23 protein-coding genes are annotated in these 25,579 nt (G+C 58.0%); 8 read left to right on the forward strand and 15 right to left on the reverse strand.

Going from position 1 to position 25,579, the window contains the following annotated elements; all coding sequences use genetic code 11:
- The first annotated feature begins 12 nt into the window (after positions 1-12).
- Genes OOT43_RS01670 through lnt form a run of 4 tightly spaced genes read left to right on the forward strand, consistent with a single transcriptional unit; the run spans position 13 to position 3,787 of the window.
- Positions 13-978, forward strand: a complete 966-nt coding sequence (locus OOT43_RS01670; RefSeq protein WP_266022926.1) for a PhoH family protein — start codon at positions 13-15, stop codon at positions 976-978.
- Positions 975-1,427, forward strand: coding sequence for an rRNA maturation RNase YbeY (gene ybeY, locus OOT43_RS01675; protein WP_266022927.1), 453 nt, complete (start codon positions 975-977; stop codon positions 1,425-1,427). The genes OOT43_RS01670 and ybeY overlap by 4 nt, the downstream gene beginning before the upstream one ends.
- Positions 1,424-2,278: an HlyC/CorC family transporter gene (locus tag OOT43_RS01680; protein ID WP_266022928.1), complete on the forward strand. Its 855-nt coding sequence runs from the start codon at positions 1,424-1,426 to the stop codon at positions 2,276-2,278. Before ybeY ends, OOT43_RS01680 begins: the two co-directional genes overlap by 4 nt.
- A gap of 3 nt (positions 2,279-2,281) precedes the next feature.
- Entirely contained in the window at positions 2,282-3,787 is a 1,506-nt protein-coding gene (lnt, locus tag OOT43_RS01685) for an apolipoprotein N-acyltransferase (RefSeq protein ID WP_266022929.1), read from the forward strand.
- Here lnt and OOT43_RS01690 read toward each other — a convergent pair.
- Positions 3,784-4,560 (reverse strand): ParA family protein, encoded by a 777-nt coding sequence (locus tag OOT43_RS01690; protein ID WP_266022931.1) that lies wholly within the window; start codon positions 4,558-4,560, stop codon positions 3,784-3,786. The two genes, lnt and OOT43_RS01690, sit on opposite strands and share 4 nt — an antisense overlap.
- 114 nt (positions 4,561-4,674) lie before the next feature.
- Between OOT43_RS01690 and leuS the strand changes: the two genes are divergently transcribed.
- Genes leuS through OOT43_RS01710 form a run of 4 tightly spaced genes read left to right on the forward strand, consistent with a single transcriptional unit; the run spans position 4,675 to position 9,118 of the window.
- The gene (gene leuS, locus OOT43_RS01695; RefSeq protein ID WP_266022932.1) at positions 4,675-7,365 is read left to right on the forward strand and encodes a leucine--tRNA ligase; all 2,691 of its coding nucleotides are present in this window, start codon (positions 4,675-4,677) and stop codon (positions 7,363-7,365) included.
- A 2-nt stretch (positions 7,366-7,367) separates the two neighbouring features.
- Complete coding sequence (locus tag OOT43_RS01700; protein ID WP_266022933.1) at positions 7,368-7,880, forward strand: LPS-assembly lipoprotein LptE; 513 nt, start codon at positions 7,368-7,370, stop codon at positions 7,878-7,880.
- Positions 7,877-8,881, forward strand: a complete 1,005-nt coding sequence (holA, locus tag OOT43_RS01705) for a DNA polymerase III subunit delta (RefSeq protein ID WP_266022934.1) — start codon at positions 7,877-7,879, stop codon at positions 8,879-8,881. Before OOT43_RS01700 ends, holA begins: the two co-directional genes overlap by 4 nt.
- A 24-nt stretch (positions 8,882-8,905) precedes the next feature.
- On the forward strand, positions 8,906-9,118 hold the full coding sequence (locus OOT43_RS01710; RefSeq protein ID WP_266022935.1) for a hypothetical protein: 213 nt from the start codon (positions 8,906-8,908) through the stop codon (positions 9,116-9,118).
- A gap of 324 nt (positions 9,119-9,442) precedes the next feature.
- On the opposite strand, the gene OOT43_RS01715 is transcribed toward OOT43_RS01710, so the two are convergent.
- From OOT43_RS01715 to pqqB, 14 genes are all read right to left on the reverse strand, one after another.
- Complete coding sequence (locus tag OOT43_RS01715) at positions 9,443-10,045, reverse strand: hypothetical protein (RefSeq protein ID WP_266022936.1); 603 nt, start codon at positions 10,043-10,045, stop codon at positions 9,443-9,445.
- Positions 10,046-10,426: 381 nt separating this feature from the next.
- Complete coding sequence (locus tag OOT43_RS01720) at positions 10,427-11,083, reverse strand: TMEM175 family protein (protein WP_266022937.1); 657 nt, start codon at positions 11,081-11,083, stop codon at positions 10,427-10,429.
- A 101-nt stretch (positions 11,084-11,184) separates the two neighbouring features.
- On the reverse strand, positions 11,185-11,574 hold the full coding sequence (locus OOT43_RS01725; RefSeq protein WP_266022938.1) for a hypothetical protein: 390 nt from the start codon (positions 11,572-11,574) through the stop codon (positions 11,185-11,187).
- The gene (locus OOT43_RS01730) at positions 11,571-12,038 is read right to left on the reverse strand and encodes a DUF302 domain-containing protein (protein ID WP_266022939.1); all 468 of its coding nucleotides are present in this window, start codon (positions 12,036-12,038) and stop codon (positions 11,571-11,573) included. Before OOT43_RS01730 ends, OOT43_RS01725 begins: the two co-directional genes overlap by 4 nt.
- 110 nt (positions 12,039-12,148) lie before the next feature.
- Positions 12,149-13,552: a cytochrome B6 gene (locus OOT43_RS01735; RefSeq protein WP_266022940.1), complete on the reverse strand. Its 1,404-nt coding sequence runs from the start codon at positions 13,550-13,552 to the stop codon at positions 12,149-12,151.
- Between the two features lie 101 nt (positions 13,553-13,653).
- On the reverse strand, positions 13,654-14,607 hold the full coding sequence (locus OOT43_RS01740; RefSeq protein WP_266022942.1) for an alpha/beta hydrolase: 954 nt from the start codon (positions 14,605-14,607) through the stop codon (positions 13,654-13,656).
- A 118-nt stretch (positions 14,608-14,725) separates the two neighbouring features.
- Positions 14,726-15,028 carry a ferritin-like domain-containing protein gene (locus OOT43_RS01745; protein ID WP_266022943.1) on the reverse strand — a complete coding sequence of 101 codons (303 nt, stop codon included), beginning with the start codon at positions 15,026-15,028 and terminating at the stop codon, positions 14,726-14,728.
- A 657-nt stretch (positions 15,029-15,685) separates the two neighbouring features.
- The gene (locus OOT43_RS01750; protein ID WP_266022944.1) at positions 15,686-17,260 is read right to left on the reverse strand and encodes a hypothetical protein; all 1,575 of its coding nucleotides are present in this window, start codon (positions 17,258-17,260) and stop codon (positions 15,686-15,688) included.
- A gap of 48 nt (positions 17,261-17,308) precedes the next feature.
- Positions 17,309-18,568, reverse strand: a complete 1,260-nt coding sequence (locus tag OOT43_RS01755; protein ID WP_266022945.1) for a cytochrome-c peroxidase — start codon at positions 18,566-18,568, stop codon at positions 17,309-17,311.
- 260 nt (positions 18,569-18,828) lie between these two features.
- Complete coding sequence (locus OOT43_RS01760; protein ID WP_266022946.1) at positions 18,829-22,104, reverse strand: BTAD domain-containing putative transcriptional regulator; 3,276 nt, start codon at positions 22,102-22,104, stop codon at positions 18,829-18,831.
- Positions 22,105-22,475: 371 nt separating this feature from the next.
- Positions 22,476-23,597, reverse strand: a complete 1,122-nt coding sequence (pqqE, locus tag OOT43_RS01765; protein ID WP_266022948.1) for a pyrroloquinoline quinone biosynthesis protein PqqE — start codon at positions 23,595-23,597, stop codon at positions 22,476-22,478.
- A complete protein-coding gene (pqqD, locus tag OOT43_RS01770; RefSeq protein WP_218806996.1) occupies positions 23,566-23,847 on the reverse strand; it encodes a pyrroloquinoline quinone biosynthesis peptide chaperone PqqD in 282 nt (93 codons plus the stop codon). Before pqqD ends, pqqE begins: the two co-directional genes overlap by 32 nt.
- A gap of 5 nt (positions 23,848-23,852) precedes the next feature.
- Entirely contained in the window at positions 23,853-24,578 is a 726-nt protein-coding gene (gene pqqC / locus OOT43_RS01775; RefSeq protein WP_266022950.1) for a pyrroloquinoline-quinone synthase PqqC, read from the reverse strand.
- Between the two features lie 8 nt (positions 24,579-24,586).
- The gene (pqqB, locus tag OOT43_RS01780; protein WP_266022951.1) at positions 24,587-25,501 is read right to left on the reverse strand and encodes a pyrroloquinoline quinone biosynthesis protein PqqB; all 915 of its coding nucleotides are present in this window, start codon (positions 25,499-25,501) and stop codon (positions 24,587-24,589) included.
- Between the last annotated feature and the right edge of the window lie 78 nt (positions 25,502-25,579).

The raw sequence follows: 25,579 nt of genomic DNA on the forward strand, positions 1-25,579 counted from the left end.
CATCCCAGTTCAATGCAATTGCTCCTGGAGCCGTCGGACAACGCCAGGCTCGCGAATCTTTGCGGCCAATTCGACGAACATCTGCGCCAGATCGAGCGGCGGCTCGGGGTCGAGATACAGAACCGCGGCAACCAGTTCCAGATCATCGGCGCCGGCAAGGCGGCGCGGGCGGCCTACGAAGTGATCCGTAGCCTGTTCGATGCGGCCCAGGACGAGATCATCACGCCGGAGCGGGTGCATTTGTCGCTGCAAACCGCGAACGTCGACACCCTGGTTAGCGAAGCCGGCGGGCCGGATGAGGAGGTGCTGATTCGCACCAAGCGTTCGGTGATCCGGGCACGCGGAACCAATCAGCGGAAGTATCTGCAGAACATCGAGCAGCACGACATCAATTTCGGTATCGGCCCCGCCGGCACGGGCAAGACTTATCTGGCGGTGGCCTGCGCGGTGGCTGCGCTGGAACAGGAACAGGTGCGGCGCCTGGTGCTGGCGCGGCCGGCGGTCGAGGCGGGCGAGAAGCTGGGCTTCCTGCCCGGCGACATGGCGCAGAAAATCGATCCCTACCTGCGCCCGCTGTACGACGCCTTATACGAGATGCTGGGCTTCGAGCGGGTTGCCAAGCTGATCGAGCGCAACGTGATCGAAGTGGCACCCCTGGCATTCATGCGCGGCCGTACCCTCAACGATTCCTTCATCATCCTCGACGAAGCCCAGAACACTACGATCGAACAGATCAAGATGTTCCTGACTCGCGTCGGATTCGGCTCCCGCGCGGTCATCACTGGCGACATCACCCAGACCGATCTCCCGCGCAACAAGGAGTCCGGCCTCCGCCACGTGTTGCAGGTCCTGCGCGATGTGGAAGGCATCAGCTTCACCTTTTTCAGCACACGGGATGTGGTACGGCATCCGCTGGTGCAGCGTATCGTCGCCGCCTACGAGGCGCATGAAAAGGGACAGCAGGAGGGCGGCGAGTGATCGATCTGACCCTGCAGCAGGCGAGTGCGTCGGTGGTGCCGGAGGAGTCGGCGCTCCGGGTTTGGGCCGAGGCCGCGCTGGAAAAACAGCATGCGGAGGTCGTCCTCCGGATCGTCGATGCGGACGAAAGCGCGGCCCTGAATGCGGCGTACCGGGGCAAGACCGGTCCGACTAACGTGCTCAGCTTTCCCTTCGTGGTGCCGGATGGCGTTCCCAACGACCTTCTGGGCGATCTGGTGATCTGCGCGCCGGTGGTGGAACGCGAAGCGGCGGACCAGGGCAAGCCTGTCAGCGCCCATTGGGCCCATATGGTCGTGCACGGCATGCTGCATCTTCAGGGCTACGACCACATTGAAGATGCGGACGCCGAAATCATGGAAAACCGCGAGATCGAGATCCTGCGGGGCTTGGGTATCGAAAATCCCTATCTGGAGATTCAGCCGGAATGAGCGAGGAAAACTCGGGCGAACATCGAAGTTGGCTGGAGCGGCTCGTGCACTTCCTGTCCGGGGAACCGGAGAGCAGGGAAGAATTGCTCGAGGCGCTCCGGCATGCCCAGAAGCGTCAACTGATCGAAACCGAAGCCCTCAATATGATCGAAGGCGTTTTGCAGGTTTCCGAGCTTCGCGTCCGGGATATCATGATCCCCAGAGCACAGATGGCGGTGGTGCCCCAGGATGCGGAGCTGGAAAGAGTTTTCCCGCTGGTCGTCGAGTCGGGCCATTCCCGTTATCCGGTCATTGCCGACGACCGCGCCGAAGTGGTGGGCATCCTGTTAGTAAAGGATCTCCTGGCGCACAGCCTCCGCAACCGCCAGCTCAAGGTCTCCGAAATCATGCGCCCGGCCCTGTTCGTGCCGGAGAGCAAGCGCCTCAATGTGCTGTTGAAAGAGTTCAAGACGTCCCGCAGCCACATGGCCATTGTGGTCGACGAATACGGCGGCGCCGCCGGCCTGGTGACCATTGAGGACGTGCTGGAGCAGATCGTCGGTGAAATCGAGGACGAGCACGATCTGGGCGATGAAGAGTACATTTTCCGGAAGAACGAGCAGGAATACACCCTGAAGGCCATCACGCCCATCGAGGAGTTCAACGAATATTTCGGTACCGATTTCGAAGACGATGAATACGACACCGTGGGAGGAATGATCGTACACCGCCTGGGACACGTCCCGGAACGGGGCGAGCGGATCGAGATCGGCCCCTTTCGCTTTACCGTGATTCGCGCCGACAGCCGGCGCGTGCATCTCTTGAGGCTGCTGCGCCTATCGCCGGATGCCCTCAGTCCGGCGGCGGGCTGAAAGATGAAAGCCGTGCTGCTCGCGCTGACCGGCGGTGCCCTGCTGCCGTTCGCCTTCGCGCCATTCGGCTACGCGTTGGTGGCGCTGCTGTCTCTGGCGCTCCTGTTCCGGGTCTGGCTGAACGCCTCCCCCCTGAAAGCCGCCCTGTATGGCTATCTGTTCGGGCTGGGCCAGTTCGGGGTCGGCGTGTCCTGGGTCTTCGTGAGCATGCACGAATATGGCGGCAGCGACGTGTTTTCGGCCGCCGGCCTGACCGCGCTGTTCGTGGCCTATCTGGCTTTGTTTCCAGCGCTGGCGGGCTGGCTCGGCGTCAAGGCCGGCGGCGGTTCGTTGATCGTTCGGGCATTGCTGGTATTCCCCGCCGCCTGGGTCGTCACCGAATGGCTGCGTGGCTGGCTGTTCAGCGGCTTTCCCTGGCTGCAGATCGGCTATAGCCAGACCGATACCGGATTGCGCAGCATGGCGCCGATGTTCGGCGTGTTCGGGGTAGGCTGGCTGCTCGCCGTACTGGCAAGCCTGGTGCTGTGTGCCTGGTTGCTGGACAGGCGCAGTCGCCGATTGGCACTGCTCGGCGCCGCGGTCGTGCTGGTCGGCAGCACCCAGTTCGCAAAGGTGCAATGGACTCAAGCCGCCGGCGATCCGATCCAGGTCACGCTGCTGCAGGGCAATGTGCCGCAGGACCAGAAGTGGCGGCCGGAAGCGAAAAGCGCCACCGTCCAGATGTACGTCGACATGACCCGCCAGCATTGGGATTCCCGGCTGATCGTATGGCCTGAGACCGCGGTGCCGGCGTTCTATCAGCAGGTGGCGGAGAGCTTCATGGCGCCGTTGGAGGCGGAGGCACGGCAGCACGGTGCCGACATTCTGGTCGGCGTGCCCTACTACGAGGCCCAGGGCGATCGCTACTACAACGCGGTAGTGACGCTGGGCGCCAAGCCGGGCCGCTATTTCAAGCGCCATCTGGTGCCGTTCGGGGAGTTTCTTCCGCTGCGGCCCGTGCTGGGCTTCATATTGGAAATTCTGCAGATCCCGCTGGCGGATTTCACCGCCGGGGCACCCCGCCAGACTCTGCTCCAGGCGGCGGGCTATCCACTGATCGCGTCGATCTGCTATGAGGACATCTTCGGCCAGGAATCGCTGGCGGGGCTGCCGGAAGGGGCCTATCTGGTAAACGTCACCAACGACGCCTGGTTCGGCGATTCCTTCGCACCCTACCAGCACTGGCAGAAGGCGAGGATGCGGGCCTTGGAGACGGGGCGTTACATGCTGCGCGCCACCAACACCGGTGTCACCGGCATCATCGATGCCGGCGGCAAGCCGGTCGCCGTTGCGCCCATGTTTCAACGTGAGGCGCTGACCGGCATGCTGCAGCCCATGGCGGGCGCGACACCTTACGCCTTGTGGGGTGACTGGCCGGCGGTCGGGCTATGCGCGGGGATCGTCGGCGTCTGTTTCTTCAGACGCCGACGCAACGTCTTGTTCCCTCTCGCCGGGGGGGAAGGGATCTAGGTCTCCAGTTCGTCGAACAGGGCCTGGAATTCATTGGACAGCTTGTGGTCCGGCGCATAGTAAAGCAGGGGCTTGGATTCGCTGTGTGATTCCCTGACTTTCACCGAGGGTGAAATCCGGGTATCCAGTACCGGGTGGCCTTCGGCGAGCAGTTCCTCGACCAGCTTCTGCGGCAGACTGGCGCGGCTCTGGTACTGGTTGACGATAATGCCTTCCAGCATCAGGCCGTCGTTGTGGTCCGCCTTGATTTCGGCGATCACCGCCAGCAGGTTGTACAGGGCCTCGCGCGAGAAGGCATCGCAATCGAACGGGATCAGGCAGCGGCGGGCCGCGATCAGGGCCGAGCGGCTGTAGAAATTGAGCACGGGTGGCGTATCGATAAACACGCGGTCGAAGCCGGACAGGGCTTCCAAGGCTTCGCGCAGCTTGTAGATCTTGTAGCGGGATTCGAGCCGCCCCTGCAGCGGTTCCAGTTCGGGATGAGAGGGCGCGATGTACAGATTGGGGTAGGGCGTTTCGTGGATGACCGCGTTCAGGCCGTCGTCCTGGCCCTTGCCGAACAGGCTCAGGCCCAATGTGTCCTTGAAGAAGCGGGCGATGGTGCGGTCCTGGTCCGCCACCTTCTGCCCCAAAAGATAATGCGTGGAATTGCCCTGGACATCCAGATCGATGACCAGCGTCTTCTTGCCTTTGGCGGCGCTGATGGCGGCAAGATTGCAAGTGATGGTCGATTTACCGACGCCGCCCTTCTGGTTGAATATGACCCTGTGCATGATTGTCTCCCCGAACGCTGCCGCCCTCATGCGTTCATTGCCCGTTCCGGCTTCAGATTAGACGCGGCGTCCGGTATTCTAGCCACTTTTGCTTGATTGATCGAATCGGTTCGAATGGAAGAGCTTTACAGTCCGAAGGCCATTGAAGAGGCCGCGCAACGCGCATGGGAAGAGGGCGGGGTTTTTCGCGCCCAGGAAGACCCGAGCCGCGAAAAATTCTACTGCCTCTCGATGTTCCCGTATCCCAGCGGGCGGCTGCATATGGGGCATGTGCGCAATTACACCATCGGCGACGTCATCGCCCGCTACCAGCGAATGCGCGGCAAGAACGTGCTGCAGCCCATGGGTTGGGACGCCTTCGGCCTGCCGGCGGAAAATGCGGCGATGCAGAACCAGGTCGCGCCGGCCGCCTGGACCTACGCCAACGCCGATTACATGAGGAAGCAGCTCAAATCCTTAGGGCTGGCGATCGACTGGGACAGGGAGCTGGCAACCTGCAAGCCGGCGTATTACCGCTGGGAGCAGTGGCTGTTCACGCGGCTGTTCGAGAAGGGCCTGATTTACAAGAAGACCGCACCGGTCAACTGGGACCCGGTGGACCACACCGTGCTGGCCAACGAGCAGGTCATCGACGGCCGCGGCTGGCGCTCCGGCGCGCTGGTGGAAAAGCGCGACATCCCCATGTATTTCATGCGGATCACGGCCTACGCGGAGGAACTGCTGGCCGAGTTGGACAATCTCCCCGGCTGGCCCGAACAGGTCAAGACCATGCAGCGCAACTGGATCGGCAAGAGCCACGGTTGCGAAGTGCATTTCCCGATCGTTCCCCCTCTCCCTTTGGGAGAGGGTCGGGGTGAGGGCTCGGTGCTGAAGGTCTATACCACCCGTCCCGACACCTTGATGGGCGCGACTTACGTCGCCGTGGCGGCGGAGCATCCGCTGGCGCTCGAAGCTGCCGAAGACAATCCGGAACTGGCCGCGTTCGTCGAAGAATGCAGGCATGGCGGCACAGCCGAGGCCGACCTCGCCACCATGGAAAAGAAGGGCATGGCCACCGGGCGTTTCGTGGTCCATCCGCTGAACGGCGAGAAGCTGCCGGTATGGGTCGCCAACTATGTGTTGTGGGGCTACGGCGAAGGCGCGGTGATGGCGGTACCGGCGCACGACGAGCGCGATTTCGAGTTTGCCCGTAAGTACGGTTTGCCGGTCAGAACGGTCATCGCTTCGACGATAGGCGCTTACGAAACCGTGGACGCCGAAGGCGCTTGGATGGATGCCTACGCCGATCATGGCATCTGTATTAATTCGGCCAAATACGACGGCCTGGCTTTTAGCCAAGCTTTCGATGCCATCTCCGCCGATTTGGAGGCCAAAGGCCTGGGCCAGAAGCGCACCCAGTTCCGCCTGCGCGACTGGGGCATTTCCCGCCAGCGCTATTGGGGCTGCCCGATTCCCATCATCCACTGCCCGAGCTGCGGCGATGTACCGGTGCCGGAGGACCAGTTGCCGGTAACACTGCCGGAAGACGTCACCATCGACGTCGGCTCGCCGCTCAAGAGGATGCCGGAGTGGTATACCACGACCTGTCCCCAGTGCGGCGGCGCGGCGGAACGCGAGACCGACACCATGGACACCTTCGTCGAATCGTCCTGGTACTATGCCCGCTATGCCTGCCCGGACAATGCCGAGTCCATGCTGGACGGACGCGCCGATTACTGGCTGCCGGTGGACCAGTACATCGGCGGCATCGAACACGCCATCCTGCACCTGCTCTATGCCCGTTTCTTCCACAAGCTGATGCGCGACGTCGGCTTGATCCGTTGCGGCGAGCCGTTCGCCAATCTGCTGACCCAGGGCATGGTGGTCGCCCCGACGTTCTATCGGGAGGAAAGCGGCAAGAAGCATTATTTCGGCCCCGCCGAGGTGGACCTGAGCACTGACGACAAGGGCCGCCCGCTGGGCGCGACCCTGAAGTCCGACGGCGCGGCGGTCACCGTGGGCCATATCGAGAAGATGTCCAAGTCGAAGAACAACGGCGTGGACCCGGAGGCCCTGGTGAACCAGTACGGCGCCGATACGGTGCGGCTGTTCACCATGTTCGCGGCGCCCCCGGACCAGTCGCTGGAGTGGTCCGACAGCGGGGTGGAAGGGGCGTTCAGGTTCTTGAAGCGTTTGTGGACCCGGGCCGCGTTCAACCTCAACACGGCGTTTTCGCAGTATGGCCGGGATGAGCTGCGGGTCGCCGATTGGGCCGCGTTTCCGCTGGCGCCGAACCACAAGGAGGCCCGCCGCCAGATCCACGCGACTCTGAAGCAGGCGAATTTCGACTTCGCCCGTCATCAATTCAACACCGTGGTCTCGGCGGCAATGAAAATCCTCAATACTCTGGCGGACGACAAGGGGTTCTGGAGTTGCGACCACCTCCAGGACGAGTCTGCCAAGACCGCCTTCCGCCGGAGCGCCGCGGTGGTCGCCTTCGAGGGCTATTCGCTGCTGACCCGGCTACTGTACCCGATCGCGCCCCATATCTGCGATGCACTCTGGCGGCAACTGGCTCCGGGTACGGATATTCTCGAAGCCGGCTGGCCGGCCGAGGACGCATCCGCCCTGGTACAGGATGAAATCGAGTTGGTGGTTCAGGTCAACGGCAAGCTGCGCGGAAAGATCACCGTGCCGACGGACGCTTCCCGCGAAGCCGTGGAACAGACGGCCTTGGCCGACGCCCAGGTGCAGCGCTTCGTCGAAGGCAAGCCGCCGAAGAAGGTCGTTGTGGTGCCGGGCAAGCTGGTCAACATCGTGGTATGAGCGTGAATAAGGCTTCCCTGCGTCTTTCCTTGATTCTCGTAGCTTCGCTGACCGGTTGCGGCTTCCATCTCCGTGGAGGCGAGACCTCGGACGGTGCCGGTCAGGTCCTCTTCCTGGAACAAGCCGGCGCCAGCCGCGTAGCCTCGAGGCTTCCGGACGCGATCCGTCTCACGGGTGCTCAGGTCACGCGCAATAGGGTCGACGCCAAAGGCGTGATCCGCATTCTCAAGGAAACCGACGAACGCCGCACGATGTCCTTGAACCTGGGCGGCCGCGGCAACTTGTTCGACCTCTATACGCGCGTGAGATACGAAGTCACGACGCCACAGGGCGAGATCATCATTCCGCCCCAGGAGGTCGAGGTGAAGCGTGAGTATTTCAACAATCAGCTCTCGCCGATCGGGCAGGGGGAGGAGGAGTCGCTGCTCAGGTCCGAAATGGAGCGGGAGGTCGCGGAAACCCTCGTTCGTCGCGTGCTCATCGAAATGAGCCGGACTCCCGGCGGCAAGTCTTGAGGCTGAAGCCTGAGCAGTTGACCGGGGCGCTCGAGCGCGGCTTGGCGCCTGCCTACGTCCTGTCCGGCGATGAGCCACTGCAACTGGGGGAAGCCGCGGACGCCATCCGGGCGGCAGCTCGCCAACGGGGCTATGGGCTTCGCGAGCTCTTCCACGTCGAGCGCGGGCTCGGCTGGGCGGCTTTTCTGGAGGCCTGCGACTCCGCTCCCCTGTTCGGGGACCTGCGTGTCCTGGATCTACGCGTCAATGCCAAGCCGGACAAAGAAGGCGCCGCCGCGCTGCTGCGTTACCTCGAAAAACCGCCGCCGGATGCGATCCTCGTACTTACCCTGCCGCGCCTGACCAGGGAAGACCTGAATGCAGCCTGGGCGAGGGTCGCCGACTCGTCCGGAGTAGTCATACAGGTTTGGCCGCTGGAAGGGCGCGAACTGATTGGCTGGCTGGACCGGCGGATGAACCGCTTGGGTCTGCTGGCGGACCAGTCCGGTCTTCGGCTTCTGGCCGCCCGGGTGGAGGGCAATCTGCTGGCGGCCGCTCAGGAAATCGAAAAGCTGGCCATTCTGTACGGCGCCGGCCGGATCGAAGACGAGCAGATCGTATCGGCGGTCTGTGATTGTGCGCGCTATGACGTGTTCGATGTCGCGGAGGCCATGCTAGACGGGCACACAGGCCGGACCTTGCGGGTTCTGCGCGGCCTCGAAGGGGAGGGCGTAGCACCGCTGGTGGTGTTGTGGGCGCTCACCCGCGAATTGCGGTCCCTGGCTGCGGTTCAACAGGAGATTGCGCGGGGTCGGCAGGTTGACGGTGTCATGGCAAGGCAGCGGATATTCGACAAGCGCAGGGACGCATTCGCCAGGGCTGCGAGGCGGCTCAGCCGTGACGGCGTGCTGAATGCCATCCGGCTATGTGCCCGAGTCGACCGGATAGCCAAAGGGTTGGAGCCAGGCGATCCCTGGCTCGGCCTCTCCGACGTCTGCCTCCGCATAGCCGCTCCACGTTGATTTCAGATATTGGAAGGTAGAAACATGAGAATAGACAAGCACGGCAACATGGAACTGACCGAAGAAGAGGACGCGGACCTGCTCGAGCGCCTCGAGATCCCGGAGAGCGAGCACGACGATCCGCCGGTGGAAATCGAATGCGTCGGCATGGAAAACGATGTCGCGACTTTCAAAGCCACCAACACCAAGACCGGAAAGCATGTTCTTATGGTGTTCGATCTGACGAGCCCGGATTGAGAAAACCCCGGAATGTACATTTCTCTTCTCCCCTTGGGCCGGGCCTGCCCGGAGCAGAATTAAATTTGCCCGCAAGATGATGAACATGGGTTCAGCGTGAAGGCACCGGGGATAAGGGGCGGCGCCATTTCCAGCGTCTCAGGCTGGCCGGTAAATAGAAATATTCCCGAACCTAAGCCGGTGCCATCGACCGCTGCCAAAATTCGCCAATTACCTAACCGGTTCGCTCTGACCCGATATCCCGTTGTCCTTACTGACGCTCTCGACATCACAACGGTTGGTGTTGGCGGTCAACCCAGCGCGGGTAGCATCAAAACGATCGGGCTATCGCCTTGTATTGACAAACTTCACAGAGAATGGCGGCTTGTAGACCGAGTAAAGGTCGAACGCTGGAGCAAACGGCATCATGTAACCGCTCTGCAATTGGGATGAATCAACGTCGTTGGAACAGTACACCAGATTGGAGTCTGCAGCAGAATTCGTTCCCAACTGAACCGAACGTACGACGACATCCTTCGCGGCTACTGAGTTCCCACTTAGCAAAAACAACGTTGCATTCCGGCCTGATACTATCGCCATGTCCAATAGATAACGGGACTTGGGATCATCGAAAACTGCGTTGTAGTAATATGCATTACCGGCACAGTTAGCTTCAGTGAAGTATAGATGTCGCCAATTGGCAATACCATAATAATTCATTCGGACTGCAATGGTCTTTCCCTTAACCTGCATCACGACGGTGGCGGGAGGGGCACCGGTATCGGCCGTCGGGCTATCCGCCTCGATGACCTGCCCCATCACCTTTCCTTTCGAGTCTACCGCAACTAATACGCCACTCGGAGCCATCTTTCTGGCGGCATGCGCATGGCCTGTACCGAACATTGCGGCCACCACGGCCAAGAGAATCGCTGAATTTGCTCTCAACATGGATTACCCCCAAAGGTTATTGCGCCTCTATGGTTCGATCCGCAGCTTGGTGCCCCGTAGCATACCCGAACCAAATTTATAATATAGTTCCTATTCATGACCGTTGAAAGACTGTGGAAGGCAGTTTCCTTAAGTTGGGAAGATTAAAAACAGCCGCCCACAGTTCGCCCCATTATGGGATTTGCGCATCTGACGGCCATTTTTCGGTGCCGACAACTTATTGACTTTGCGCTGATTTGTTTTGCAAGACCGCATCTCAATGGCAGAATTCTCCCGTACAGCGGTTTTTCAGGGTCCCCGATAGTCTGACCGGTCCGAATTGTGGGTCCACCTGGCGAGTACTTTCTGGCTCGCGACCAACCCAAAAAGCCAAATACTCTACTAAATGGGATGTCTCCGATTCAGAACATTGGGCAAAATGCTGAAAACGACGGGGACGACCCCATATAATATCAGCGTCACTTTTGTGCTGATGAGCGAAAAACCAATAGCGATGGCATAAATTCCGATGGGGATAGCGATTAGCTTTGCTACAGCGTTTACTCGGAATGGGTCAAGCCCAGGTGCAACTAATCGATGGTTCTTGGTAGCATATCTCCAGATCATAAGCAGCAGTAGCCTTGTCACAACAACATTTATACCGTAGATGACAACGGCAAGCTCCTGATCGCTATACTCGCCTATAAGTGCTGTTGGGAACGGCACGAACGTTACTGATGACAGGAATAATATATTTAGCCACAGCAACGTTCTGTCCGAGCGCTCGACATGATGAAACACATGATGGTGCGCAACCCAATATACCCCAACAATGACAAAACTGAGTGCGTAGCTTAGTAATTTTGGTAATAGTTCGATCAGGCGGGGTCCTAATTGGTCCGTTACCAAGTCATCAGCAATTTCGGGCACCTTAAGGTCAATAACCAACAAAGTGATGACAATGGCGAATACCCCATCGCTAAATGCTTCGATCCGCCCAGTACTGAGTCCGCTGAGGGAGTATTCAGCTATCTTTTGTGGTTCTTGGGAGTGAGGCATATTAGGATATACCGTTCCAATCTATATTTTACGAGAAGCATTTCAAGAGCTTCGAAAAAAATATGAAGACCTTGGGCTTTGGGAAGGAGACACCCGCCAAATCAGCCCACGCGCTGCCAAATCTCGTAAACTTGACCATCGGATGCAGTAAATTCCGTAGGCCGGGGGTTGCCCGGAAAGGCAAAATTAGCCTTCAAGATATCGTGATCCAGCTCAAATATGCCTAACAACGCCTTGCCTGAAAACGGCCCTTCGTCGGGAATGAAATCGATTCGATGTCGCTTGCTAGCGGAGTCGATGACGACCTTGCCCGATTTGCTCTTAGGAAAGCCGCCTACGAATTGAGGATATGTGAGCTCCGACCAATCCAATAGAAATTCATCCTCGAGAGTGAACCTGTAGCGGAATTCCCTGAAGATAGAATCCGGCAGCCACTTGGTATTGAGCTGGCATCCGATTACTTTCCAACTACCCACTAACTCATTCATCATAAGCTTTCCTCTCTGGTTGTTATTGGCTTTGAAATTGCGCTGGTAACGATGGTTCTCAAGCTAGCAGCCATGTTCGATATTACCGCTTCGCTCTGCCGGATTCCGTATTCTTCAGTCAGGCTTTCCAGTTTGTGATGTGCTACTTTAGTACAAGATTTATCGCTCCAGGCCAGTATTTTCAATGGGAGCTCTATGCCGATTGCTGGATTTTCCAGCATCAAATTGGTTCCTATTTCCGGATTTCCGAAGATCAGTAGTTCTTCTTCCTGCATGTCAAGCCCAGCTTGTCTCGCTCCCCGGCAATGATCTATTCGGGCGAACACCGTCACTCCTCTTTCGCGCAGGGTATGTTCTATCCTGTCGATGGTCTCTTTGACACTAAAATGGGAGTCATAGATAGTGATGGGTGGTGTCATATCCAGCATTTTTCCAATGAAAATCACCGTGAAGAATGTGGTTACCAAGCAACCGTTTTCGTAGTCCGTACAGGGCTGAATGATGGTTTACGGCGCATGCCACGTAATCAATACGTCTTTTGTGACGAAGGGTGGATGGCGGAACGGATATCTCCATTTCAAAGTGCCCTGAGAAAAGCCACCAAATCGGTCTTATCCTGCTCGTTGAGCTTCAATTCCAGAACCAGGTTGAAAAATTCTACTGCATCATCCAGCGTCAGTAGTCGACCATCATGTAGGTAAGGTGGGGATTCCTTGATTCCCCGCAAGGGAAACGTTTTAATAGGCCCGTCTGCTGAAGCCATCAATCCATTGATCATTCTAGGTTTGTAGAAGCGTTCCACCTGAAGGTTATGCATCAGATTGTCCGTATAATATGGTGGAATATGGCAGACTGCGCATTGCCCCTTGCCATAAAAAACCTCTTGCCCGCGCAGCTCGGATTCGCTTCCCTTGCGGGGGTCGAGTTTTCCGAATACATTCAGTTTCGGTGCCGGCGGGAAGTCTAAGAGTTCCTGGAACTCCGCCATGAAATGGACTTGGCTTCCCCGCTCCAGTACGTTAACGCCTTTTTTTTGAGCGATGACCGGATCACCATCGAAGTATGCCGCGCGCTGCTCAAATTCGGTGAAGTCCTCGACGCTCTTAAGCGCTCTCTGGGATCCGAACAGCCGCTGCACATACATGCCGCGCAGCGAAGGCGTGTCAATGCGATGACGGAATTCCTGCGGCCGGATGTCGCCGACCAAGTGCGTCGCGGAATTGGTGTGGCCGTTAGCGTGGCAGTCAAAACAAGCCACCCCCGAGGAAGGCTTTTCGGAACGCCTGTCCTCGGTTGTATTGAACTGCTGTTGGGGAAAAGGCGTTACAAGTAGCCTCAGACCTTCGAGTTGCTTTGGATTCAGCACACCATTAAACAGCTCATAGTAATTCGAAAGCGTGATAAGTTGGCCTTGAGAAACATCTCCGAGATCTGGCCGGGTCGTTAGGAATAGCGGCGGTGGAAACTCGGGCTGGAAATGCGCCATCACATCCAGATCAAGGTCGAATCTAGTCAGATCACGACCCTCTTGTGCCTTGATGGCCTCTAACCAGGTTGTGGGAAACACCGCCCCACCCTCCGCATGATTGGGGTGGGGTAACGGCAGGAATCCCTGCGGAAAAACGTCGGCCGCCTTAATCTCCTCCGGAGTCATCGAGGCCAGCTTTCTCCAGGTGACCGTACTAGGCAACTTAACGCGCACGCCCTCCTGGACAGGTTTGCCACGGAACATGGTTATGCTTTTCGCCGCTTTATCGCTCAAATCGTAGCGTTCATTCAGCAAAGCAAAATGGTGCTTCATCACCGTCGGCTTTTCGGACTTCATCCGCTTCATGAGGCTCTCGAAATCATCCCTGATATCCACCGGCGCATAACTTGAAGGCTTTCCGCCAGCCTCCTTTGCCGATGTTTGGGTACACAGCACAACCAAGGACAAGCTCAAGCCGAGAAATCCCACAATCGTTATCCGCTTCGGTGTCATTTTCATGCTCCTCTTGTGAGTGCTTAGCATTAGTCACCCGACTCTGTGCATGTAACAGGTTGAACTTCCAAAACCGTGCGCTTTCAGGGCAGTCTAGCCTGCTACTCGGAAAATCCCTCGCGCAGCCATCCCGTCGCAAGCGTCATGGCTCCGCGAGCAGCCGCAGTATCGGCAAGGGCGTTCAACATCACGAAATCGTGAATGATGCCCTGGAAGCGTACTGCTGTGACCTTGACTCCGGCCTCTCGGAGCTTATTAGCGTAAGCTTCCCCCTCGTCACGCAGAACATCGGCCTGACCGGTAATTACCAAAGCTGGCGGTAAACCGCGCAATTGATCGGTAGTTGCTCTGAGGGGAGACGCAGTAATTTCGTTTCGTTCGTCGTCGTCCGTAGTGTACTGATCCCAGAACCATTTCATGGCATCACGGGTGAGAAAATAGCCATTCGCAAATTGCTCATAGGATTTGGTATCGAAGGAAGCGTCGGTAACCGGATAAAACAGCAGTTGCAGTTTGATTGAAGGCCCACCCCGTACTTTGGACATCAGCGTCATCGCTGCGGCCATATTGCCGCCTACGCTATCACCGGCGACCGCCAAACGCTCCGAGTCCAAACCGTGTTCCTGGCCATTTTCGGCGACCCACTTCAATGCGGCATAGCATTCCTCGATCCCCGTGGGATATTTAGCTTCCGGAGACAAGCTATAGTTCGGAAAGACAACCGCCGCACCGGTACGGACGGCGAGTTCGCGAATAAGACGATCATGGGTATGCGCGTTGCCGAAAACCCAACCCGCGCCATGGAGGTAAAAAATCACCGGTAGCGGGCTCGACGGCTCCTCTGGCCGAACGATTCTCACGGAGACTTGTCCGGTTGGGCCTCCAGAGATCAGCAAGTCTTCTACTGCAGCGGGCGGCTTGCTAATAGGAGTCGCCTGAACTGCATCAACGACCTCCCGCCCCTTTTCGGGTCCAAGCTCATAAAGGAACGGCGGATTTGCGGTTGCCGTGGCAAACTCGATGGCTTGAGGCTCAAGTTGAATACTGGTCGACATTATTTCGTTCCTTTTTCTCTTTGGTAACTGTCAAAAGGCGAGTAGGGATGGCGGACGGCTCATTTCACCCGTGATCTCTCGCTTAAGCGGGGGATACGCGGCCGAGTCTGCTGAACGCTTATGTTCCCTCTTCGAGGTGGTGTGCGATTGGCTTTTCTGTGAACAAGTAGTCCTTGAGCTCCTTGGAAAATCTCGCGTCCTTTCGCCGAATCCATTCAAGCACCATGGAGGCGTGCTCTTTTTCCTCATCTCGATTGTGCTCAAGGATCGCTCTAAGTTCAGGATCCTTGCATGCGTCAGCACGCTGGTTGTACCAATCAACGGCTTCAAGCTCTTCCATCAATGACACGATGGCTCGATGCATATCCCGCGTTTCATCTGAAATATCCTCGACGGGCTCGTGATAACCAATACTGGACATCTATTTCTCCTGTGGGTGTGGCACTCTGGCCCTTGATAGCTTGACACAAAACTCGAAACTTAGTCTGTAACGCGAACACAGCTACGCTCCAGCGGTAGGTTGCCAGATCGTATACACTCAGTGTGTGCTGTATGCCTATCGGTGAGCGTAGGAAAAATTCCACTTCCGTCTCTATAGCATCGGTGATAGCCGCAATGCTCGTTCATCTATATCGACGCTACTCGTCAAAAAGGTCTTCTATTATTTTTTTTCATATCCTAACACAAGGATACGGGCGATTGGCGAAAGTTATTTCTTAAAGCGTTGGCGTCCACTTTTTTTAGTCTATTTTATTATTGCCTGGCAACCCAGTGGCCGTGCTATAGCTACCTGGCTCAATCCATGCTTCCCTTCAAGATGGATCTCATCCGTTCCGGGTGATCCTGCTGTGTGCCGTTGTTTTTATACCAACATCGTACCGAGCGATGCCGTCTGACCCTAATCGTCTAGGATCTGCCGTACAGAAACCCCGTTCAGCATCTTGGCATCAAAACAGTACTCGTAGATGGGCCAAGACCCTGCCAATCCACGTATGCTAACCTGGTGTTACAGTTTCGAAACCGCGTTGAGTAGGTTTTTTATGTCTGAAAAAAGTTAAATATTCTGGCTCTAGTTCCATCAACGAATCGAGATCGTGACATCCGCGTTCGACAACCCCTCTTGGGTATTAATCACGATGCTTTGATTATCTCCGGTCGGCTGATTTCCAGGAATGACAATTTTCAGCTTGGTGTTGCTTTCTACCACTTCGTAGTTGGCTGCGGGAACTTGAGTGCCGCCGATCAAGACGCCGCTGATTAAATAAAAGTTAGTGCCGAACACGGTGATGACATCGCCGGGCTTCGCTGTGGGTTTGCTTACACTTGCTACCGTGGGAGGGGCGAGCGTGGTATGGTTGAAAGGCTGGGGCACGGAAGACGATAGCGTGATACTAACTGTTGGAGAGTCGCGGTAAAAAATTAAAGCAGGTTCTCCTTCCGCATAAGTAGAATAGACAAGCGGTTCTCCGGATATATATGCCTGCAGAGGCACTGCCCAGATCCAGTTCTGGGTATAGGCAAAGGTCTTGTTTGCTAATGTGTCGTTATCGTTGGCTGCAGTTATATACTTCCAACGCGTGACCCCGTTCTGCGGATTTCCCTCATAGGTAATATTCGTGCGTTGGACGGTAGTGCTGGTGGAATTGGAGATTGTCATGCCCGTATTGACTGTCGCAATCGCCCCTTTGTTGTATCCTGCGACTCCGCCGATGCTATAATTCACGCCGCTGGAATAAGTTGTCGCTCTCTCGGTATTCCCAGGCCCGAATTGTATGGTGACGGGATCAACGACAGGCGTTAACAAAATATTGTTTGACTTGAGATGGTCAAAAGGAATAAACGATATATTTGGATTTCGCAAGGTCAACCATTGCTGGACGTAATAATAGTCAACGCCCGAAAGGAACGATCGCGCCGCCCAAGTATGATTGACCAACTGCAAGACGGTGCCGTTGGAAATGCTCTGCACCTTATCCGTCAGGGTGGAGTTTGCAAGCTCTGTCAGGTCGTTTGAAGGACTTTCCGCGTTCGGACGCGGAGCCTCAGGCCATTTAGTGAATACCGCCTTGAGCCATTGGGCCTCGCGTCGCTCCGCCAATATCGGGTTACGCATCTCGAAATTGCCTTGGAAAGATCGCTCGCCCAAGATGTGTGTTCTATGCAATCGATGGGTACCGCAGCAGTTCTCTGCTACGTCTTCACGAACGGCTACCAGCGGCACAGTTGGGGAATTGGAAGTCTCGTCGGCCAGCAGAATGGGGAGAGCCCTCCCCACCAGCACTCGCAAATGTTCGGCTTTTTCGTCATCCGCCTCAACCATGGCAACCGTCAAGCCCGCAGCATAGGCATGCTGAATGAATTTCGCTATGGCCGGATTAGCCAGGTCCTCTGCGGTCAGCACGACTCCTCTTGCGTTGGACGGAAAATCCGTGATCGGCGTAGGATTATGGATATCCTTCAACCTGAAGCTCCCGCGCAGCAATTTCACGGCATGGCCCGGATAGCCAAAATGTTGAGCTCCGGGCGCAACGTATACAACGCCACGCGGATTGTCTGCACCTAGTACCGTTCCGGAGCCCAGCCAGAGGGAGAGTGAAATAACCCCAAGTGCGAAATTGTGGCGCTGAGGCCGATTGTTATTCCAATTAGTCATCTCGGGTTCCTGTCATGAAAGTATAGTTTGGAAAATGCCTTCGCCGCCCTATTCTCTACTGCGTTTCGTCGAGGAAAAACCATCCGAGAGCGTTCTTAGAAAGGCAACGATCGCATCTTCTTCTTGAGCCGACAATTTTAGATTTCCTAACTCCGTCCGGTTGACGTTAGCCGCCACCTCGGGAGCTGGCCAGCAGTTGATGCCCGCCTTCGGCTCGGGAATGTCATCGCAAACCGGCAAGACATCCCGAGTGTTGTAAAAATGGACTACTTCTTTCAGGCTCTTGAAGACGCCGTTATGCATGTATGCCTTCAAAAAGGCCAGCGATGGGCGCTTATCCACATTGCGAACGCTTGGAACTTTATGCTTGCCGCTATTTTCGTCCGCATACTGAGCAAAATCAGGCCTACTAGCCAGGAAGCCACCTAAACCCATATCTATCCAATCGGTCCCCAGCGGATTGAACTCAGCCGGCATATGGTAGAACGGGTTTTCCAGATTTTTTGGAACACCGATATTGTCGTAAGTAAAATCGGTCAACAGCGGCAAACGGCGTCCATGATTCGTTTTTTTCGTGGTGTGACAGTTCGAGCACTTGGCCTTCCCTTTGAACAACTCGAGGCCTTTTTTCTCCTGCCTCGTCAATTTTGCTCTGCCTGTCAGATATGCGTCGTATTTCGAACTGAACGGGCTGACTTCCTCGGAGGCTTCGAACGCCGCAATAGCTAGCGCGAAGCGGTTATAGGTCTCGGACCAATTGTTGCAATCCAGGGCGCCAATACCGAAGGATTGAGTGAAAAGATCTGAATAGCTCAAGCCGGTTAGCTGCTCGGCGAAGTCGGAACTGAGAACTTTTTGGCAAACCTCCAAAGAGCTGGAATTATTTTGTTCCAGAGGATGAAGAAATGGGCCCAGGGCCTGGTCGGCCGCGGGATTTCCGAGTTTTTCTCCGGTCGCACGACCGTCCCAGAAATTGCCACCCACAAAATTTCCCGTTTCGTCTCGGTGTAAGACTGGACTGAACGACGCATATCCTGCAGTCGGCAGTTTGCGGTTGCCGAACCGCTTTTGCATCGCTCCTTCGTGAACTCCCCCGTGAAGGTTGCTATCCTGATCGGGACTTGTCCACCCAGCTTCAGCGCTGTGGCAGCCCGCGCAGGATTGCCCAGGGGGTATCGACAAACTGGCATCAAAAAACAGCGCCTTACCAAGCAGTTCCTCAACCGTCAGACCCCGCTCCGCGTGGACTTCACAGGTTGCAGCAAGCAAGCACGCTATGGCAGGGCCCAGATTGCCTGCAAATCTCATATCGCTGACTCTCTATGTGTATATAGGACCGCAAGAATTAGGTTTCCCGCGCTCTCATGGAAAGACGCAGGTTTGGCGAGCTAGTGCGGCGATAGGTTCCGCCCAAACGGGCTGGAAAACACCGACGAGCAAGGCGGCTGCAAGGTCTTGAAGAGGTTTGAGGCATGCGCCGGCCTGTTGATCGGGGGCACACTATCGAATGGGAGCCTACAGATAGCCTACAGATCCGGGATGTCGAGAGAAAAGTGCTGCTAGGGTGGTTAGTGCTGTGCGATGCTGTCGTAGACTGCCAGGGTGGCGGCACCCGGCGCCACGCCAAGATGGGTGGTGAGCATTTGTTTGCAGCGCAGGAAGACTTCAACTGCTTCGGCCGAACGTCCGCTGTCGCGGTAACAGAGCATGAGGCCGCGGTAGAGAGCTTCGGCAAGGTGGTCGAGCTCGATGCCACGACGGTAGAGAGAGATGGCCTGTTCCAGATCACCGGCCTGCTGCCGGTGGGCGGCCACCATGGCGATTATCCGCTCCAACCTGCCTCGTAGGCGCTGCCGGGTCGCCAATATCCAGGCCTGATCTTCTTCGCACGCCAGGAAATGCCCTTGGTAGGTTCGCAGCAGTTTATCGGACAGTTGCAGCAATGGAGCGGGATTCGACGCGCCGGGCCGGAGCAGCAATTCGATGTCGGTGATCAGACGCTCCATCTGCCAGACATCCACCCACACATGGTGGGTCTCCAGGCTCAGCTTGCCGGCCCTCAAGGTGATGGCCTTACCGCTGCCCAGCAATTTGCGCAGCCGGTGCAGGGTAATTTCGAAGAGCTTCTGGGTATCGCCTTCGGCGTCCGGCCACAGGGCATCGATCAAGGCATTGGCGTGGACGTCCCGTCCACCCTGGGCTATCAGCGCCTTGAGCAGTTCCATCGGTTTGTTTTGCGCCTTGGCCTGAAAGCGCATTTCCGCGCCGTTTCTAACCACGGCGAAGCGGCCGAGCGTGTAAATCCTTATCTCCCAAGGCCAGTGCTCGATTTCCAGCGGCGGCTGATCGGGCATCATGCGGTGCCGGCGGATCACTGACTGTACGTAGTCCACCTCGATACCGGCCTCCAGAGCTCGCAAGAACAAGGGCAATACCAGCGGCGGCAGGCAATGGGGCCAACTGACGAATTCCCGTTGCCTACCTTGGGCCAAGGCTCTGCGCAGGTGCTCCAGACCCGATGTTTCCTCGTCCCGCGCCAGGACTAGATAGCTTTCGGCCAGTTCACTTTGGAAATCGAACAAGGGACTGCCGAGATACTGGACGCCGAGGCGACGTGCCTCGGCGAGTTCGGCAGTGGCTTCGGCGTGCGACTCTTGTCCGCAGGCGATATAGGCAAGCGATAGCCTCAAGTAAGGCTTAATAAAATAGGTCGTTGTTTCTTTCGCGATCCGCAACGCCGTGCGGGCGTGTTCCTGGGCTACAGCGTAGTCTTTTCGGCACAGGGCATCGCCGACGGACTGGCAATGGTAGGTCAGGCTGCCGTTGCCACGGCCGCCGGAGGCGGCGACGGCAACAGCGAGGCGCTCCAATAGGTCACGGGACCGAGCCAGATCGCCGAATTTCTGGGCGATCATGGCTCCCTGGCAAAGGAACGCTATATCCGAGCGATGAATTCCCAGGGCATGGCATTTTTCCAGGCCTTCCTCCATCGCCCGCAGGCAATCGTCGTAGGCGCTCGTCATCTGGAAGTACTGAGCCCGGGCCGCCCAAGCGGCTACTTGCATGGTGGGCGTCGTCGCCTGCCAGGCAGGGTCACGGCAAAGCCGGTCGAACACCAGGCGTGCTTTGGCGAAATCTCCGGACCACAGGTGCTGGTGCAGCACCGTGCCGGCGAGGCCATTTTTTGTGTCGGAGTCGATGCCGTCCAGCGCCAGCAGCCGTTCGGCGCGCATGGCCCAATAGGCGGTACGCTGCGGCTGGCCGTAAAAGAGCAGCAACGACCACAGCAGTGCCAGGGTGGTGCGTGCTTCGACCGTGAGGGAAGGGAACTCTGGATGGCGCGTCCGTAGCGCATCGAAGTCTTCCCAACAGGTACTGTCGATGACCTGTACGTCCAAGTCGCCAAACAGGGATTCAAGCATCCCGCTCCAGGCAAGGTATTGGCCGTTGGGGTCTCGTAAGGTCTGAAATCGACTAAAAGCCAGGCCGAAATGGCGACGCGCATCTGGGGGGTCGAACGCCATGGCGGCGACGCCCTGCCAGTAGGACAGCCAGGGTTGCTCTGCCACGACGTCCGCAGGCACGGCGCGCAGCCAACCCGCCAGTGTTTTCGATCGTCCTTCGGACGCGAGGATCGGAGCCTGCCGCAGCAACAGTGGGACGAGTTCGTCCCAGGCCTGCGCATCCCGCAGCAGTTCCATGGCCCCTTCCGGCTCGTTTGCCTGTTCAAGCAGCGCGCCGGCCCGCCGGCGCAGGTCCTTGAGACGCTGGGGAGAAAAAACCGATTGGGCGCGGGCCAGCAGGAATTCGCGGAATAAGGCGTGATAGCGATAGGCGGCGCCGTCGGCGTGAGGGCGCCGCTCGATGAAGTAATGCCGCCGGTACAAGTCCGCCAGGATGGCGGGTGCCTCCGGACGGCCGGTGAGTTCCATGGCCATCGCCGCGCTCATGCCCGGCAGGATGGCGGTCTGCAGCAGGAAATCCCGAGCTACCGGTTCGGTTCTGGAAAACAGTTCGCCGGCAAAGTAGTCGAACACGATTTCGCGCGCTTGGGGGTGGTCTTCCATCCGCGGTTGATCCGGCTTCCGCGCCCATTCCGCCAACAGGACCAGGCCCGCTACCCATCCCTCGGAACGAGCATAGAGCCGTTTCAGCAACTCTGGTGAGGGAACCCACTGTCCGTGGGACTGGCAATATACGATGGCTTCGGCTTCGTCCGGCGTCAGTCGCAATGCCTCCCAATCAAGCAGGGCGAGCGACTGATTGAGGCGCAATCGGGCCAATGCGGGCGGCGGCTGATCGCGGCTGATCAGAATCATGCGGAATCCGGCGGGAAGCTCGGCTAAGCCGTCGCGGATTACGTCGTGTAACAAGGCTTCCGGACCTACCTCATGGCAATCCTCGAGCACAATTACGAAAGGCGGTTCAAAACGGCCATACGCCTCCCGGAAATAGCGGTGGCTAAACACCGACAAATTCGGCAGAAACTCGGGGGAGAAACGGGGCAGGGGGACAGTTGCCGGCGCTGTTTGCCGCACCGCCTGGTTCATGTAGTGGAAGAAGCCTGCCACGTCGACGTCGTCGCTCTGGACTTGATACCAAAGGCAAGGCAGCTTGCGCGCCTCCAGATAACTCGCCACCAAGGTGGTCTTGCCTGCACCGCCGGGAGCCGTGACATGGATCACCGGGCGGTTTTGCTCCTGGTCCAGCAGCTGAAATAGCCGCTCTCGCCAATAGACCTCCCCCAAGCGCGGACGATTGATCTTTGCAAGATTTCGCTCGCCGACGGATGAAATCGGCGCGGGAGGGGACGGAAGCTCGGTTTCTTGTTGCTTTTCGCTCATGGCTGCCGGGGTGTACCGCTCCCCAAAAGGGACCAGTAAAAAAGTCGTACTTCGAAAGACGAACTCTTAGAGTGATCTTGCACCTCCCTTGTGACACCCATTCTGAACAAGCGGCCATTCGCGCGTCAAAGTCAGATGGTGACAGGTAATTGAGCACCGAATCCGTCCCTGCTGCCGGTCGCAGCAGGGCTCCATGTATAGGAACAGACCGACTAGAGGCTCATATTTTCTTCTCGGGATTGCGCGATGTCAGGATAAGCTCGATGCACTGAACCCGACATCTGTGGAGAGCAGGATCGGGCTGACGTCATCCCAATCTTATACCGGCTACCGTAGCCGCATGAGCAAAGCCGGTCACCGTCAAAAATAGGTCAGCCCGTTAAAACGCGGGAGTTCCTCACATTGCGGAAGACGAGTGGTTTGTCTGCGCCAGGCTGCTGCGCCGAGGCGATGGCTTCCGCCACACGATGGTGGTGCGGAGACTTGCTGCAGACCGGATCGGCATCGGTCATGTCGCCGGTCATGAGATAGGCTTGGCAGCGGCAGCCACCGAAGTCTTTTTCCTTCTCCGGACAGCTGCGGCAGGGTTCCTTCATCCAGCCGTAGCCGCGGAAGCGGTTGAAGGCGGTCGATTCGTACCAGATTTCCCTTACGCTGAAGTCGCGTACGCTGGGGCAGTTCAGCCCTGGCAGTTCGCGGGCGGCGTGGCAGGGCAGGGCGATGCCGTCCGGCGCGACGGTGAGGAAGGTGGTGCCCCAGCCGTTCATGCACGCCTTGGGCCGGTCTTCGTAGTAGTCCGGGACGACGTAGTAAATCTTCATCCGCCCCTTGACCTTCTCCTTGTAGGCCTGGGCGATCGTTTCGGCTTCGGCGAACTGTTCGCGGGTCGGAAGTAAATGGTCCCGGTTGAGCAGCGCCCAGCCGTAATACTGGGTGTTGGCCAGTTCCAGGTAATCCGCCCCGAGCTCCTCGGCCATCTCCAGGATCTGCCGCATCTGGTGGATGTTCTGGCGGTGGATGACGACGCACAGCACCATCGGATAGCCGTGCTTCTTCACCCAGCGGGCGACGTCGAGTTTGTGCTCGTAGGAGGCGGTGCCGGCGAGTTCATCGTTCAACAGCTTTTCCGGTGACTGGATGCTGACCTGGATGTGGTCGAGGCCGGCCGATTTCAGCTCGGCGATGCGGGCTTCGTCCAGGCCGTAGCCGGAGGTGATGAGGTTGGTGTAATAGCCGAGCTGGCGGGCGTGCGCGACGATCTCCGCCAAGTCGCGGCGGGTCAGCGGTTCGCCGCCGGAAAGTCCGAGCTGCACGGCGCCGAGCGTGCGGGCCTCGCTCAGCACCCGCTTCCACTCCTCGGTGCTCAGCTCATTTCCTAAGCGGGCGTAGTCCAGTGGATTGGAGCAATAGGGGCATTGCAGCGGACAGGAATAGGTCAGCTCCGCCAGCAGCCAGCGAGGTTTACTGAGGGACGAATTCTCTGATCCAGCCATTGTTCAAGGCACTTTCGAGCATTTCGCGCACATCGGCTTCGATTCCGGTAGCCTCGTATTTTTGCTCCAGCTTCTCCACGATGCTGGTGAGATTGTTTTGTCCGTCGCAAAGTTCCAGAATCGCGGCGGCGGTGTCGTTCAGTTCGATCATGCCCTCGGGGTAGAGCATGACGTGGCGCTGCTGGGCTTCCTCCCATTGCAGGCGCAGCAGGGGCGAAATTTCCAGCAGGGTATCGGGTTGTAGGCTCATGCGGATCAGGCGATGTTGAAATAGGGCGGTTTCTTGTCGACGTATGCCAGATACATGGCATCCAGCATCGACCACAGGATGTCGAGCTTGAACTGGAGGATTTCCAGCGCCCGCTCCTGCTGTTCGCGGGTCTTGAAGTGATCCAGGGTGATCTCGATGCCGTGCTCGACGTCGCGGCTGGCCTGGGTCACCCGCTTGCGGAAGTAGGCCAGGCCGTCGGCGGCGATCCAGGGGTACAGGTCCGGCCAGCCGGCCAGGCGCTGCTTATGGATGGTCGGCGCGAACAGCTCGGTCAGCGAAGAGCAGGCGGCTTCCTGCCAAGTCGCGGTGCGGGCGAAATTGACATAGGCGTCGACTGCGAAACGCACGCCGGGCAGCACGTGCTTGAGCGAAACCAAGTCGTCCCGGTCCAGACCGCAGGCGATACCGAGCTGGATCCAGGCTTCTATGCCGCCGGGATCGTCGCCGTAGCCGTCGTGATCCATCACGCGCTGCATCCATTTGCGGCGGGTTTCGCGGTCCGGACAGTTGGCCATGATGGCCGAATCCTTGCGCGGAATGGCAATCTGGTAGTAGAAGCGGTTCGCCACCCAGCCCTGGATCTGCTCGCGGTTCAGTTCGCCGTTCGCCATCATCACGTGGTAAGGATGATGGATGTGATAGAACTTGTCCCTGGCGCGCAGCCGGGCTTCGAATTCGTCGCGGCTCCAGGGGGTCGTATCTTGGCTCATGGGATTCCTCACAAAACGATTTCCAAACCGTCGTAGGCGACTTCGACCCCGGCTTCGGTCAGGGCCTGGCGCTGCAGCGAATCTTCGTCCAGAATCGGGTTGGTGTTGTTGATGTGGATCAAGACCTTGCGGGCGTCCGGCAAGGTATTCAAGACTTCCAGCATGCCGCCGTCGCCGGACTGCGGCAAATGGCCCATCTCCCGCGCCAGCTTGTCGCAGATGCCGGCATGGTGCATCTCGTCCTCGCGCCAGAAGGTGCCGTCGACCAGCAGGCAGTCCGCCGCTTCCATGGCGGCGCGGACGTGCGGTTCGATCTCCCCCAGCCCAGGCGCATAGTAGAGCTTGCGGCCGTTCTCCAAGTTTTCGACGATCACGCCGATGTTGTCGCCGTCGTGCGGATCCTGGCGATGGGGCGAATAGGGCGGCGCCTTGCTTTTCAGCGAGTGGGTCGAGAATTTCAGGCCGTCGATGCCGGGGATCGCGAAGCTGCCGCCGTCCAGCGGCACGGCATGGTGCTCCACCCCGCAATAATGCTCCAGCATCCGGAACAACGGAAAGCCGGTGGACAGATCCTGCTTCACCATCTCGGTGCAATAGACTTGCAAGGGACGGGTGGATTCGCGCAGCATCAAGAGGCCCGTGGTGTGGTCGATCTGGCTGTCGATCAGCACGATGGCGTGGATGCCGGTGTCGCGGACACCCTCGCGCGGATGGCTGGCCGGAAAAGCTTCGAGCTGGCTGCGGATGTCCGGCGATGCGTTGAACAGCACCCAGCGCCTGCCATCGGCGCTGACCGCGATCGAGGACTGGGTGCGGCCTCGGGCGTTGAGCTTGTTTTCCCGGAAGCGCCGGCAATTGTCGCACCGGCAGTTCCACTGCGGAAATCCGCCGCCGGCGCCGGCGCCGAGCACACGAATGATCATAAGGAAACTTTTAGAGGTTTATGCTGCCGCGCAAACGAAAACGGGGCTCGAATGATCGAACCCCGCTCTCGCACAGCC

Origin of the sequence: Methylococcus mesophilus (genome assembly GCF_026247885.1) — a bacterium.
Classification (GTDB): Bacteria; Pseudomonadota; Gammaproteobacteria; order Methylococcales; family Methylococcaceae; genus Methylococcus; species Methylococcus mesophilus.

Excerpts from the sequence above, each read along its gene's own strand:
- OOT43_RS01670 (WP_266022926.1), top strand. The coding sequence starts at position 13 with ATGCAATTGCTCCTGGAGCCGTCGGACAACGCCAGGCTCGCGAATCTT.
- OOT43_RS01680 (WP_266022928.1), top strand. The coding sequence starts at position 1,424 with ATGAGCGAGGAAAACTCGGGCGAACATCGAAGTTGGCTGGAGCGGCTC.
- lnt (WP_266022929.1), top strand. The coding sequence starts at position 2,282 with ATGAAAGCCGTGCTGCTCGCGCTGACCGGCGGTGCCCTGCTGCCGTTC.
- OOT43_RS01690 (WP_266022931.1), bottom strand. The coding sequence starts at position 4,560 with ATGCACAGGGTCATATTCAACCAGAAGGGCGGCGTCGGTAAATCGACC.
- leuS (WP_266022932.1), top strand. The coding sequence starts at position 4,675 with ATGGAAGAGCTTTACAGTCCGAAGGCCATTGAAGAGGCCGCGCAACGC.
- OOT43_RS01710 (WP_266022935.1), top strand. The coding sequence starts at position 8,906 with ATGAGAATAGACAAGCACGGCAACATGGAACTGACCGAAGAAGAGGAC.
- OOT43_RS01715 (WP_266022936.1), bottom strand. The coding sequence starts at position 10,045 with ATGTTGAGAGCAAATTCAGCGATTCTCTTGGCCGTGGTGGCCGCAATG.
- OOT43_RS01720 (WP_266022937.1), bottom strand. The coding sequence starts at position 11,083 with ATGCCTCACTCCCAAGAACCACAAAAGATAGCTGAATACTCCCTCAGC.
- OOT43_RS01725 (WP_266022938.1), bottom strand. The coding sequence starts at position 11,574 with ATGATGAATGAGTTAGTGGGTAGTTGGAAAGTAATCGGATGCCAGCTC.
- OOT43_RS01735 (WP_266022940.1), bottom strand. The coding sequence starts at position 13,552 with ATGACACCGAAGCGGATAACGATTGTGGGATTTCTCGGCTTGAGCTTG.
- OOT43_RS01740 (WP_266022942.1), bottom strand. The coding sequence starts at position 14,607 with ATGTCGACCAGTATTCAACTTGAGCCTCAAGCCATCGAGTTTGCCACG.
- OOT43_RS01745 (WP_266022943.1), bottom strand. The coding sequence starts at position 15,028 with ATGTCCAGTATTGGTTATCACGAGCCCGTCGAGGATATTTCAGATGAA.
- OOT43_RS01750 (WP_266022944.1), bottom strand. The coding sequence starts at position 17,260 with ATGACTAATTGGAATAACAATCGGCCTCAGCGCCACAATTTCGCACTT.
- OOT43_RS01755 (WP_266022945.1), bottom strand. The coding sequence starts at position 18,568 with ATGAGATTTGCAGGCAATCTGGGCCCTGCCATAGCGTGCTTGCTTGCT.
- OOT43_RS01760 (WP_266022946.1), bottom strand. The coding sequence starts at position 22,104 with ATGAGCGAAAAGCAACAAGAAACCGAGCTTCCGTCCCCTCCCGCGCCG.
- pqqE (WP_266022948.1), bottom strand. The coding sequence starts at position 23,597 with ATGGCTGGATCAGAGAATTCGTCCCTCAGTAAACCTCGCTGGCTGCTG.
- pqqD (WP_218806996.1), bottom strand. The coding sequence starts at position 23,847 with ATGAGCCTACAACCCGATACCCTGCTGGAAATTTCGCCCCTGCTGCGC.
- pqqC (WP_266022950.1), bottom strand. The coding sequence starts at position 24,578 with ATGAGCCAAGATACGACCCCCTGGAGCCGCGACGAATTCGAAGCCCGG.
- pqqB (WP_266022951.1), bottom strand. The coding sequence starts at position 25,501 with ATGATCATTCGTGTGCTCGGCGCCGGCGCCGGCGGCGGATTTCCGCAG.